This is a genomic window from Ralstonia sp. SA306, from assembly GCF_054792405.1.
Map to the genome: position 1 here is coordinate 105,106 of NZ_CP096453.1, position 12,914 is coordinate 118,019.

Annotated in this window: 12 protein-coding genes and 1 pseudogene; 3 read left to right on the forward strand and 10 right to left on the reverse strand. The window is 59.6% G+C overall.

The features are described 5' to 3' along the window. The first annotated feature begins 28 nt into the window (after positions 1 to 28). On the forward strand, positions 29 to 1,279 hold the full coding sequence (locus tag M1D44_RS25795; RefSeq protein ID WP_439004809.1) for a sensor domain-containing diguanylate cyclase: 1,251 nt from the start codon (positions 29 to 31) through the stop codon (positions 1,277 to 1,279). A 506-nt stretch (positions 1,280 to 1,785) separates the two neighbouring features. Here the strand turns inward: M1D44_RS25795 and M1D44_RS25800 are convergent. The 3 genes from M1D44_RS25800 to M1D44_RS25810 all read right to left on the reverse strand — a co-directional run bounded on the left by M1D44_RS25800 (position 1,786) and on the right by M1D44_RS25810 (position 7,443). Then, entirely contained in the window at positions 1,786 to 2,103 is a 318-nt protein-coding gene (locus tag M1D44_RS25800) for a hypothetical protein (RefSeq protein WP_439004810.1), read from the reverse strand. A gap of 198 nt (positions 2,104 to 2,301) precedes the next feature. Then, a complete protein-coding gene (locus M1D44_RS25805) occupies positions 2,302 to 3,696 on the reverse strand; it encodes a hypothetical protein (RefSeq protein WP_439007803.1) in 1,395 nt (464 codons plus the stop codon). Positions 3,697 to 4,059: 363 nt separating this feature from the next. Then, positions 4,060 to 7,443: a hypothetical protein gene (locus M1D44_RS25810; protein WP_439004813.1), complete on the reverse strand. Its 3,384-nt coding sequence runs from the start codon at positions 7,441 to 7,443 to the stop codon at positions 4,060 to 4,062. Positions 7,444 to 8,195: 752 nt separating this feature from the next. Here M1D44_RS25810 and M1D44_RS25815 point away from each other — a divergent pair. Continuing rightward, positions 8,196 to 8,561 carry a hypothetical protein gene (locus tag M1D44_RS25815; protein WP_439004814.1) on the forward strand — a complete coding sequence of 122 codons (366 nt, stop codon included), beginning with the start codon at positions 8,196 to 8,198 and terminating at the stop codon, positions 8,559 to 8,561. A gap of 16 nt (positions 8,562 to 8,577) precedes the next feature. On the opposite strand, the gene M1D44_RS25820 is transcribed toward M1D44_RS25815, so the two are convergent. From M1D44_RS25820 to M1D44_RS25850, 7 genes are all read right to left on the reverse strand, one after another. Continuing rightward, positions 8,578 to 8,880: an SOS response-associated peptidase family protein gene (locus M1D44_RS25820; RefSeq protein ID WP_439004846.1), complete on the reverse strand. Its 303-nt coding sequence runs from the start codon at positions 8,878 to 8,880 to the stop codon at positions 8,578 to 8,580. Beyond that, the gene (locus tag M1D44_RS25825) at positions 8,843 to 9,262 is read right to left on the reverse strand and encodes an SOS response-associated peptidase family protein (protein WP_439004815.1); all 420 of its coding nucleotides are present in this window, start codon (positions 9,260 to 9,262) and stop codon (positions 8,843 to 8,845) included. The genes M1D44_RS25820 and M1D44_RS25825 overlap by 38 nt, the downstream gene beginning before the upstream one ends. A gap of 40 nt (positions 9,263 to 9,302) precedes the next feature. After that, positions 9,303 to 9,635: a hypothetical protein gene (locus M1D44_RS25830; RefSeq protein WP_439004816.1), complete on the reverse strand. Its 333-nt coding sequence runs from the start codon at positions 9,633 to 9,635 to the stop codon at positions 9,303 to 9,305. Between the two features lie 151 nt (positions 9,636 to 9,786). Further along, complete coding sequence (locus M1D44_RS25835; protein ID WP_439004817.1) at positions 9,787 to 10,065, reverse strand: hypothetical protein; 279 nt, start codon at positions 10,063 to 10,065, stop codon at positions 9,787 to 9,789. Between the two features lie 93 nt (positions 10,066 to 10,158). Beyond that, a complete protein-coding gene (locus tag M1D44_RS25840; RefSeq protein WP_439004818.1) occupies positions 10,159 to 10,374 on the reverse strand; it encodes a hypothetical protein in 216 nt (71 codons plus the stop codon). A 340-nt stretch (positions 10,375 to 10,714) separates the two neighbouring features. Further along, entirely contained in the window at positions 10,715 to 10,909 is a 195-nt protein-coding gene (locus M1D44_RS25845; RefSeq protein ID WP_413705607.1) for a YqaE/Pmp3 family membrane protein, read from the reverse strand. A 72-nt stretch (positions 10,910 to 10,981) separates the two neighbouring features. Further along, positions 10,982 to 11,230, reverse strand: a complete 249-nt coding sequence (locus M1D44_RS25850; protein WP_439004819.1) for a hypothetical protein — start codon at positions 11,228 to 11,230, stop codon at positions 10,982 to 10,984. Positions 11,231 to 11,510: 280 nt separating this feature from the next. Here M1D44_RS25850 and M1D44_RS25855 point away from each other — a divergent pair. Further along, positions 11,511 to 12,903 (forward strand): annotated as a pseudogene (locus tag M1D44_RS25855) (GGDEF domain-containing protein). Positions 12,904 to 12,914 lie beyond the last annotated feature (11 nt).

The window sequence follows — 12,914 nt, forward strand, 5'->3', positions numbered from 1 at the left end:
TCGATTGGACAACCGAGCCCGGTAATTTATGAGCACACCACAGCTAAAACTATTCGAGGCGGCCATCACGCAGGCATGGAATGCCATCGTGATTACCGATGCCGACATCTCTGTTGGTTGCCGGGTGCAATTTGTCAATCCAGCGTTCACAGCCATGACGGGCTATTCCCTGGACGAGCTACGCGGCCACTCCCTTAGGATTCTTCAAGGTCCTGACACCGATCCGGCATTGATTGATGAACTTCGCATTTGCTTGAAAGAGGCGCGCCTCTTCGAAGGCACCGCAACGAACTATCGAAAGGACGGATCGAGCTACACCGTCCGCTGGAGCATTTCGCCAGTTCGCGACGACAGCGGGTTGGTCACCAATTTTGTCTCGGTGCAACAGGATATTTCCGACTACGAACAGGCGGAACAGACAAACAGACTGCTCGCACGCGCGCTTGATGCAACAAGCGACCCGGTCATGCTTACGGATGCAAAAGCGCGGATCATCTTCGCAAATACTGCCTTCGCCAAGTCCACCGGTTACACGGTCGACGAAATCCAAGGCAGCACGCCCGCCATGTTCAAGTCAGGCAAACATGACGAGGCTTTTTATGCGGCTATGCGCCGCTCGCTTGCGAGCGGACGAGACTTTCGCGCCACCTTCATCAATCGGCGCCGTGACGGCTCGCTTTACCATGCAGAACAAAGCATCTCGCCGATATTCGACGAGAAAGGGCGTATAGGCCACTACGTCAGTGTGAGCAAAGACATCACCAAACGCGTAGAGCGGGAACAGGCACTGTTACGTGCGGCCACCAAAGACAAGCTCACCGGCCTGCACAATCGTCACCATGGCGAGCAACTCCTTGCGGAGCAGTACAGGACCGCCAGGACGATGCAGCGCCCCCTCACCCTCATCATGTGTGACATCGACCACTTCAAGAGGATCAATGACCAGTTCGGTCATCCCACCGGAGACCGCATACTGGTCGAGGTGGCCGACATGCTTCGGCAATCGGTCCGCAGCCGCGACGCTGTCATTCGCTGGGGTGGCGAAGAATTCCTGATCGTGCTCGACGAATGCTCGCAGACGGATACCGTCGACCTGGCCAAGCGCATTCTCGATCGCGTCAACGCCTATGAAGACGGGGAAGTCTCCGCGCTGACTCTTTCGCTCGGGCTCGCAACGCTTGCCCCAGATGAGGGGATCGACGAACTCATCGCACGTGCTGACTCGGCTCTTTACGACGCGAAACGTGCCGGGCGTAATCGGCTATCAATCGCGGCTTGATCGGCTAAATAGCACAAGCAGGCCACAAGGCAAAAATAAAGGCGGTCCGGAGAGAGGTGGACCGCCTTGAAGGCTGTGGAGAGAGCGAAACGCTCAAAGCCAATGTACCAGCGCAGCGGCCAAATGTATTGGGGTCAATACATTTATTGCGCGCAAACGTTGCGCACAGGTGACGGTAAAAATTACCCGTGCGGCCTGTTGATTTGCACCGAATCCTGACCCATAGGAGGTGCGGACAAAATCTTGGACTACCTGAAGGTAGTTCATGTATTCGTACGAGGACAGGATTCGAGCGGTCGAGCTCTACATCAAGCTCGGCAAGCGCGTCAGGGCAACCTGTGGGCAGGCGCAGCCTGTCCATCGGGTAGTCCATCAGGCTATCCACACGGGCCGCGCCAGCGGCTGTCCACAGCCTGGTGGACCACCGTGGCCGGCATGTCGACGGGAGCAGCGGCAACGTTGATCGCACGGCGGGGCATCGAGCACCACGTGCCGCAGCAACTGGGCTAGGTGCGATCCTCGCTCAGTCCACGCAGATCCGCTTGTGGCGGTCCGGTATAGACGAAGCCATTCTTGGCGGGGCACGTATAGACCACGTGCCCCGGCTCGCGCGTCATCTGAATCCGTGTTGCATGGGAAGCCAGGCGCTGTTCAAGCGCATGAACATACACTGCAGATAGCTCACACCCGGCGACGATCACGCCGACCAGCACGAGCGGCTCGAAGCGCAATTTGGGTGGGATTTCAACGCGAGGCTCCCCGACGAGTGGATACGGCGAACGGATCGGCGTGCCTGATGTGATCAGCCCCCCGTAGTCGGCCAACTGAGCCTGATACCACCTGGCCCGCCAGAGGTTGGTGGCGTGTATTTATTGCCATCATCATTGACGCCGCCTTGGCCACCGACCGCCGTCCCGGGCGGTGGGCTGCCTCCAGGAACGGTTCCATTCCCGCCGTCGAAATGGGTGGTCAGCTGTACCCGGCTCCAGCCCTGAGCGCCGCCACCGCCTCCTCCCCCGCCGTTACTGCCATCGCCGCCATCGCCGCCACCGCCGCCGCCGCCACCGGCAGCCGCCCCACCTACACCACCACCACCTCCACCACCGCCTCCACCACCCCCAGCCTTCCCCCCCCCCGTCCCCGCCGTCTCCGCCACCGCCGGCTCCACCGTCCCCACCTCGTCCGTCACTGGGCGGATTGTCAGCAGCACCATGGGCTCCCGCCATGCCGCCACCGCCGCCACGCTCAGAGCCGGTGCTCGCCCCTTGTTGGCCATTGCTACCGTTAGCGCTACCCTGTCCTCCTGCACCGCCAGCACCGCCTGAGTCGGCTTTGCCACCACCACCACCACTGCCGTTGCCGCCGTACCCGCTTTGGCCAGCATTGCCGGCCGCGCCGCCCCGCAGGTCGCCTTTGGTGTAACCGTCTCCAGCACCACCGGCGCCCCCCCAACCGTTGCCATAGCCGAAGCCACCCGCACCGCCACCACCTCCACCACCAGCCGCGACGAGTATGCTGTCTTCAACGGAATCCCCGTAGTAGGTGCAATCACCGGACCCGCCGACGTGGAGCTTGAATTGGCTGTTGGGAGTGAAGGGAAATGTTTCCTTCAGGTAAGCCCCAGCGCCTCCGTCACCGCCGCAACTGTTGGGTTCCCCAACGCTCTGTCCCCCATCGCCACCTGGCCCCCACATTTCAATCGTGACCTCAGGAGTGCCGTCTGGAATGGGAGCCGTGTTATCCACGACATAGCTGCCGGGCTGAACGAAGACAATGCTTCTTAGCCTGTCGGACAGTTGAGTCGCCAGCACATTCCAGCCGGTCCGGCTAAGTGCGACCTGAGCAATCAACGAGCCCTTAGTGGTCCACCATCCGTCCGTCGTGCTGTAAAGCGTATCCACTCCCGAGGCCCAGTCGGTGTCGACAAAAATCGGGAACAGCGCGGGGTCGGTAAGTGCGGTTGGCGGGGCCTTGATGCCGCTGAAGTCGTCGCTAAGTTTGGCGAGCCAGGGCCCGTTAGTGAACCACCATCCGTCACTGCACAGGTTCATGGAATCGAAGCCAGACGTAAAGTCAACGTCCTCTCGCGGCAATAGCGCCAGTCCCGGGAATATTTCCTTGAGGGAGGCGAGACGGGTTAAGACGGTTGCACCGTCAGCGCTGAGCTGTACGGCCTCGGTACCACGAACCACCCACCAGCTACCCGGCGGCCGTGGATCAAAGTAAAAAGTGTTGGGTAACCCGCTGGAGAAATCGACCAGTGAGAGCGCGGGCCACCAGTCTTCCAGCGCCACAACCGCGCTGGCGAACCCATCGACGGCGTTGGTCAACTTGACGGCCGAGAGATTCTTTGTGCACCGCCATTCGCCCTGATACTGGTTAATGGAATCAAAGCCCAAGGTCCAGTTTTCTGACATTTCCTCTCCAATCAGTATTTAATGAACCAAACCAACCGAAAAACCAAAAAAGCAGTTCATAAAAAACGCGGCCAGCTCCGCGAAGTCGAGACAGATGTCCATCAGCTTGTCGTAACGGAAGTGACGCGCCGCAAATGTTGGATGTGATTGAGCATCTTCTCCCTCGCGCTCGTGCTGTACCGAGCGCTGGGAACACGATCGAAGGGTCGCGACAGTGCGTACTCGCCAGCGCGCACTCGAAATCCCGCGCCGCATTGAATTTCGCCGGGTTACCTACATCGTACGCATTCGGCAAGCGGGCGCACCACGCTCGACTCCGAACAGAGAAAGCCGTTCGACACCGAATGCATCGCGTCCTCCGCCTTACTCATCCAACCAGGTTTCCCAAAAGAGAATTCCGCTAACAGCACCCGCGCACACGGAATCGATCCCGGCCAACACAAACAGCGATACGCCCTCTGTGCCCTCGGCTACCAGTTCGGTTCGGAGGACTTGGTACATCCGCGGGGCGGCGGACAAAAATTCCTCCGCCTTTCTGCTATGAATTGCTGTCACTATGAATTGGAGGATTCCATAGATACTCTGCGTTATCGGTTCAACGAATTCCGGCAATCTCACTTTGTCTGATTTCCATTCCAAGCCGATAAATATCCAATCAATAATAAGGCCGATAGCCCATAAAACCCATGGCACCACGTCCCAATGCGTCACGCCGTCGAAAAACCACGGAATGAGGGCGGCTGCCGCAATCGAATCCGCAAGGACGGCGAAGAACGTGAAGGGCGTCTCGAACTCATCCAATCCATCGACTTTCGGGACTATATCTACGATGGCGCAGAGTGCGCCGCTGACGATCGTCAGAGGGATCGCTACGGTACCCAAGAACTCCTGCAAGCCACCCGAAAGCGGCAGCAACTGCGCCTCTGACGTTGCGCCGTCGGCAACCTTATCGGTCTCCGAACCCAGGCCACTGGCCGCGAGCATGTTCGCCGCGCTGACGCTCTGCTCGAAATTGGCTACGGCGCCGTCATCCGGAAAGGGCGCACCCTTCTGAAGGATCTTGTAAAGCGCCGTTGTGGGAATGGCCACGATCGCCGCGACGAGGTTGAGTATCGTCAGCGGCAACCCGGGAAACAGGTGAGAGAATATTGCCGACAACACCGGAATGTTCCATTCGGCATTCAGTAGTTCTTTTGCCCAGATGAGGAGATCCCGGAGCTTCTTGAACACTAGATCAATTGCCGCCTGGACGCCCGACAGTATTGCCTTGGCGAGCGCTTTTACCGCCGTCAGCAGGGTTGCGAGGACCGAACGGAAGAGATTGTCCGCCGATTGCCCCATAGCGCTGAAGAATTGGTCGACCCCGGCAAAACCAGGATCGTCCTTGATGTCGGTGGCAATTTGCGTGAGCTGCGCAACGATGTCGTCCCATCCCAACAGGCTCCCCGGACCTGCCGAAAGAACCAGGCTGCCGCCCTGGCGCGAGCTGGCTCGATCGATGAAGTGGTTCAGCAGGACATTGTTCGACTGCGCCAACGATACTTGAGGCGTGTCAGGTTGGTGGGAGCGTGCATAGCCGCCGGGGGTTGAATTCGGACCGATTACCTGGATCGCAGTGTCCAGCGCTGTTTCCATCTGCCCTACCAGCGCCTGAAGTGTGTCATCGCACTTCCTCTGCAAGCCGGCGGCCGCGCCTCCCATGAAATCGAGGAACTGGTTGGCCAGATACCCCACTGCGCGCGCCGTGCGTGAGATATCCCCTCGATCGAGAATGTAGCCAAGCCACTGGAACAGAGTGTTGAACGATACCTTGACCTGGCTGAAGACGGATTCGACCAGATCGAAAGCCTGCTCGACGGTTTTAACAACGGTTTCAAAAAGGTGCTGTACCCCATCGACGACGAAACTGATCGCAACATGCACTCCGTCGGACACCGTGTTGACCACAGTTTGGACGATGTCGAGCAACCCTTGTGCGGCACCAGCGATCAGGTCACCGAGATCACCGATGAAGTCCCAGAATCCGTCGTCGCCGTGAATCGTTCGCCGTAAAGCTGTCATTTCGGTGGCAGCCTGTTCTGCGGTCAGCAGCTCAAATGATGCCTGGCCGTCATCCCCTACATGGAATCGCCAGGATGGAACAGCGTCAGCCGATGTCCAGGTCAGCTTGCGCAGTGCCGGCAAGTCAGTCGACAACGCTGTTCCTAGCCCGGGGCGTGCTCGTGGGATGGTCACTGAGGCTGCCGGCGCGCAAGCTGCCACATGCGAAACGAGTTGCATCGATACGGTGACGGCCTGGGCTATGGCATCGGCCGACTTCTCGGTGCGATATTGGCTTTGAAGCACCTTGGCGCCGCCAGCTGTGGTCGCATTCAGCAATTCCTGGCCCGTGAGCACCGCCAAAGACTGCTGCACGATGGCGTCCTGTGCATTCGTGACGACTTCGTCGGGCGCCATCCGATCTGGCAGGTGCATCAGAAGCGGTGGTACGGATAGACCGGTCGTTGGCTGCTGCACGTTCAATACACCGAGGGCGTTCGTTGTGACTCGCGCCTTTCGATCGGGGCCAACCGAGTAGACAGCTCCGCCGATCTGAAGGACAGTAGGCTCTGCGGTCCAAATCGTGACACCGGTCAGCGCCAGTGGCGTACCGAGTTCGTCCTGGAAGCTTACGTCAGAGCCGTAAGAGCTGTAGGTCTCGACACCGGATTCAAGAGGTACGTTCAGCGGTGTAATTTGCCAATCGCCGCTCTCCTGCTGAAAGAAGATACGAGTCACCGAGCCCGGCATGCCGGCAAACATATCGATTTGCCCGTCGCCATTTAGCGAAACGCTTAACGTGTACGCGTTCGCCCCGATTGGAAGCGGTGCAGAAAACTCGGACTGTAGACTCGGATCTTTGGCCATGTGCCAGAGGTCGGCGTTCGCTGAGATCAGCAACAGATGGGTGGTGCTCGCATTCGTCACGACTCCATAAATTCGATAAAGGCTCTGTTCCTCGGTTAATGGGGTCCAACTATATACATCATTGATAAGATCCAATCGATACACATTTCCATCATCGAGGACCGAATAGAGGTCATCGGCGACCGCAACTGCCGACTGCACAGTAAAGTTTGATTTGAATGGAAGCTGTACTTCGGTCAGGGTATCCGGTGTCAGCGTAGTAATCGAGGTATGGACGAGTGCCAATCGCAGTGTCTTACGCGTTGCACCAAACCACACGTAATTCGTTACGGGATATTTATCGCGCGCCAAGTTAAAAGTCGGCTCCGCATTGCCATCTAGGCATCCAATCACCAGCCTAGAGACACCGCCGTCCATCGGAATCCGTAGCGCGATGTATATCGCTGACTCGACGAGTGTCGGATAGATTTCAGAAATACTCCCTCCGTCGGGCGGTCGCGGGTAGTTGAGCGGTTGAGGACTGGACCAGCGCTGAGCCGCGCCGGGTTGTTGCACCACCATGTGAAGTTCGAGATTGAAGGACAGAAATACCGTGATGTTTCCGTCGCTGTTCGTGATTACGCCGATGGCCTGGGCCGAACCGAGCGAAGTGGTCGAGTACCCGGTATTACTTGTTGGATCTGGAAAGTAGTTATGGACCAGCCCATCCCTACCAATAGTAAATACTTCAACATCCCCATTTCGGTTGGTTGCGGACAAAATTTCCCACCCCGGGTTGACACCGGTTCCAACTGAGAAATGCTCCATGAACCTGGTTTCCGTAGCAACCTGGACCGACATGTGTCTGCTCCTTTCAATATGAAGCCGTAGCGCTAAGGAAGCGCTGATTTATTTAAATAACTGTTCGTGGCCGGCATCAACGTGCCCAAAGAATATTCGACCCAAGAGCGCCCAGAAAACGTTTCAAAACACATTCCTATCGTGCCCTTTGAACGCGTTATCCATGGCTTCTCGCTCCTCAGGACGCAGATTGGATGTCAGTCGACATCCCCTTTCGATACCTGCAGGTAGTCAGTGCGACGGCATTCAGCGCACGGCGGATTTGATGTCCTTCTACGGCTGGCGGCGTTGGCATCCCGGAATCTGTCTAGTTGTGGTCGCATTACGAGACAGTATGGAAAAAGTTGTATCCGAGCGCAAAACGAAGCCACATCGTCCTGCCAACCCTCGCTTCAGGGTTACATATGAATTCGATCGCTGAGCGCAACTGAACAACGACGAGGGCGACTACCGGCGAAATGGCGTGCGTGCTGCTGCGCAACTGATTTTGCGGAAGGTAGCCTTGTGAGCAACCTGTGGGCAGGCGCAGCCTGTCCATCGGGTTGTCCATCAGGCCATCCACTGCTTGATGGACTACGGTTCGCCTTTCGAGAGTCGGTCGCAATGCCCTCTCCAGCGCCTGCAGAAGCCGCACACGCAGGCGTAAGATGGAACAAAACGGTGCAACAGAGAACGGCCGCGCTGGATGCCCCTGCCTCGTATCGGCAGTCACGCGTTCGTGGCCACAAGCGCTGCAAAGGCCGGAGACCACGATGAGCACTTCCGACGACGATTGGAGCGGCGTCGCATTCGCGCAGAACAATCGCACGGCGGATACGCTGGCGGCCCACCTGCAGGCCAACGGCATCCTGCCGCCCGGGCACTTCGTGGCGAACGTCCAGCTGTACTTGCGTGCCACGGCGGCGCCCAAAGGGCTGAAGGCCCCTTACCTGACTGTCACCCTGTTCGATGCGTCCGGCAGTTGCGATCCGGCGGCAGCTGACCGCGAGGCGATCCAGGATGGCCAGGTCGTTTTCCCGATCGTGCACGTGCAGGTCGATGAGAAGGTGATCGAGATCTTCAGCGACCTGATGATCGACCTGACACCAAAGGGCTTCCACACCACCACCGCGAAGTGACGACGTTGTACAAGCGTTAGATCAGGAGGTCACTCGATGGCGCCTTTGCAGCCCGAGGCGGCCGCGGCGCCGGCGCAGTGTCCATCAGCTCGGCCGGATAGAGGCTCAGGAAGGTGCGGGCAACTTCGGGGGCACGACACTCCAGCCAGTCATCCCAGCGATCTCGCGGGACGATGACGATGCTCCGCTCCTCCTTGTTCGGCGCATGCATGCGCCGCATCAGCGGGTGTGCGTCGGCATTGACTGTGAGCATCGTAAAGATGTAACCAGGCGGGAGGCCATCAGCACGCGCCTCCCAAGCGCGCCACAGCCCTGCGATGGCAAAGTCGGGGGGCGTCCTTTAGCCAGATCTTGTAGCGCGTGCTCTTCTTCGGATCGGCCTCGTAGTTGGCCTCGAATATCGCGCGAGCTGGGGCCAAGCAGAGTTGGCCAGCCTTCCAGTACTTCGCAAAGGTCGGTTTTTCGCCGACGGTCTCGGACCGCGCATTGGTCGTGTCAATGCTGACACCTGGCGGCAGCCTGCGTTTGGGCACAAAACCGAAGTTGGCGACGACGCAGTCGCGCACACCATGCTCGTTGATGCGCACGATCGGCGCCGCGTAGTCGGGGTACGACTCGGCACGGTAGTCAAAGTGCTCTGCGGCCGTACGAAATAGTTCGTTGATTCGGTCCAGCTCCGACGGCTCGTAGTTATTGCACATGCGCAGCTCGCGATCATGCGATGCCCGCCATCATAGAGCACTAGCGGTAGACTTTTTTATTACGCTTCTTCGTGCTGTTGCGATGCCGCCGCTTCTCCTTGATGTGATGCAGCGACGGCAGGTTCTCGTGCACGTAGCGCTCGTCGCGCAACACTTCCGCCAGCTCGCCCAGCACATAGTCGAACCCGCCGGGGATCAGTTGATCCTGCATCCGGGGCGCGCGCACAACCGCGCCGGCAGTCTTGATGACGGTGTGCAAACAGTAGATCTCCCACACCAGGCGACGCATGGGGCGCGTCGGGCTCTCCTGGTAGAGGGCGCGAATTTCCGCTTGGGTGAGCGCGGGATAGTTCTTCCGTTCCGGATTCTTCATGGCAGGCACCGCTACACAACCACGCCGCACCCTGACGAAACGGAAAATTTAGCGGACACAGCAACGGTCGGGCAGCGGCTGAGGGGTGCCGCAGCCCATCACCTCAGCCCCCGAAAACTTCGGGGTACCGCACCCCCACCCACCCCGCCGTTCAATCGCACAACTCGGCTTCGGCCAGCTCCAGAGCCTCGACCTCGATAGCGGAAAAAGCAGGGGCCAGGATTGCGTGGCGGGCCTTGGCATCCCAAAGCGACTCAAACGGACCATGGATGGTGGCGTCGCGCGACAGCATGTAGCCGGGCTGGCCCAGCACATACAGCAGGGCAATAGCCCACCCGCTCGGGTGTTCCCAACCGTAGGGCGAAACCTGCGTCCAGTGATCCATCGCCGCCTCCTTGTCGACCGTGGGCTGGCCGAGCGTGCGGCGCAATCCAACTGCGGCCGGTGCGGCTAGCGCTGGAGGTATACTACTGTATGGATGTACAGTGTCAATACTTGTGGCGACCCTGGCGGGTGGGCCTTACTACGAGTGGGATTCGCAGACGTCGCGCAACTCGGCTTCCCTGGGCGTCGCATGGATCAACTTTGCGCGATCCGCCAAATGCTGCTCAAGCGCATGCAGGTTGGCCGCAGCACGCTCGTCCTGACGCTGCAGATAGATCAGCCAGGCAATCATCGCAACGATGACGACGCAGACCAGCGCAAGCGGCACCATGCGGAGTTTCGGGTGTGAGGTCATAGCTATGCACCTCGTCGAGTGGACTGAGCAAACGGGTCGGCGTGGCTGATGAAGGTGTGTCCCTCGAATACGCCACACCGCAACGCAGGACCCAATAGCCGGCCTTCGGGTAGACCTCCACCGGCTCGCCACGGCACGAGGCAGCACGCAGTGCATCCAGATCTTCGAAACCGACCGGCCCCCACATCCCTTGCCAGGAACCGCGGGTACTGCGCGCCGTTGACCAGGTACAGACGCTCTGCGACGGTCAAGAGTCCGACCATCGCGGCCCCAAGGGGAATCGCGGCCTTCAATACGGTACGGATGGACATCGATACTCCGATGTTCGGTGTGGTCAGCTTTAGCGCCGTGCGGCCAACGCGCGCTGGATCTTCTGGTCTGTCTTGTACTGGCTCAAGGCATACACCGACCAGATCGCCGCTGGAATCCAGCCGATCAGCGTGAGCTGCAACAGCAGGCACACGATGCCGGCCAACGGGCGGCCAATGGTGAAGAACTGCAGCCACGGCAAAATCAAGGCAAGCAACAGACGCATCGGGGCCTCATAGTCACGATGGAGCCGGCGACGTGCCGGCGCGGGTGCACTTACGCGCGGAAAGCGAATTGGTTAGGCGTGCGCCGTTTGGCCGGCAGCCGCGTCGGCCGACATCCGGCCCAGCAGGATGGCTGCGCTCAGCGCCATCCCTTCGGTCACGAATCCTTCCGGCACGCCAGCGCATTGCCACTCGGTCGCCGAACCGCCATCCACGAGAACGCGGTACGCGCCCTCCCAACGATTGTCCGATCGGCGCGTGGTGCGAACCTCCACGGCACCATGCTTGGCCTTCACAATGATCGAGTTAACAGGATCCCCCAAGGATAGGTCTCCCCCCCGCGGTCCTGCTCTTACGGCAAGACGACTTCCTAAAGGTAGAAAGTGAACGCTCGGATGTCTAGTATCGAGCACCTCACTCGGGCGAAGGCGCGCCGTGGTTGCGGGTATCGCGCTATCGCCTCCACGGCTCCTACAAAAAATCGCCGGTGCGAACCCAAGGTTTTGGCCGGCCAGCACCGCCCATTGCAACAAGCTGCCGTGCGCTGGCCCTTCAAAAACTCCTGTCTATACTGATTCTTGCCCAAGCACACAAGGAGCAAGAATGAGCACTGACGCCCTTGTCCGCCAGCCCTCGTTCGGAATCGAGCGTGTCACCTCGCTCTACGCGCAGTTGCTGCTCGCCGGATTTGCGCTGATCCCCGCAGCCCTTATCGCGTACCTGTACTACTTCCAAGACCCCAAGCTCCTCTTCGAGAATCACGGCTTCCATGAGGTGGCCATTGCGGCCGCGACGCTGGAAGGGGCATTCGTAACCTACGTGTGCTGGCGCTGTTACCAGTCGTCCGGGGAACCGTTGCTGCGATGGCTGACGCTCGGCTTCCTCGGCTTCTCTGCGACCTACGCCTGGCGCGGCGCCTTCACCAGCATGGCGCATCACAACATCTGGCTGTTCCTACTGTACGAGCCGGCCTCGCGCCTGGCCATGGCCATCCTCCTGTTCGTCGCGCAACTCTCCTACGACCGAAGCGCGGACGATCCAAGCTATCGAAACAATCCCCCAATGTGGACGGCATGGGTGGCGCTCTTCATCACCATCGACCTTGCCGTCGGCATCGTGGCACACACGCCGTTTGCCAGCAGCGTGTGGGGCCGTGCCTCGATGGAAGGGGGCGCCCTCATCTTCTCCACCATCAATATCATCGCGCTGATCGCACACCGCATCCGTTCGCCGCTGATGACGATCTGCGGGATCTCGGGGAGCTCGTTTGCGTTGTCATCGCTGGCGTGTCTCATTGCAAAGCCGTGGAACCACCTGTGGTGGCTCGCGCACGCCATCTTCGCAATGGGGTTCTTCCTGCTCAGCTACGGCGCGGTCCGGGCGTTCCAGACAACGCACTTGTTTTCGACCATCTACAGCCAGGAAGAACTGATGGCCCGCCTGGCGGAAGCGAAGTCCCGCACCGAAGAAGCGCTGCGCCAACTGCAATCGGCCCATCGCGAGCTGGAACACCTCGCCGCCACGGACCCGCTAACCGGCGTCGCGAACTACTCGACCGCATCGAGGCGGAGATTGCGCGAGCGAAGCGCTACGGCACACCCTTCTCGGTGTTGGCGCTGGACCTCGATCACTTCAATGTCATCAACGACACACACGGGCATCAAGCGGGGGACCGCGTCCTGCAGCGGTTCACCGAGACATGCCTGGACGCCATCCGGCCCTATGACGGGGTGGCGCGCGTCGGTGGCGAAGATTCATGGTGTTGTTGCCGGAGGTCGCCATTGAGCTGGCCCATACCATCGCCGAACGCATTCGCAATGCGGTGGCCAGCTCGCCGTTCGATGGCGGTGGTGGCCAAGCGATTCCCGTCACGGTGAGTATTGGCGTCTCGGAATTAGGCAAGGACGCTAAAGACATCGACACCATCCTGCGCGTTGCCGACGAGCGGCTCTATCGAGCGAAACACGACGGACGCAATCGGGTGGTCGACGCGTGAGCCCGTCGACA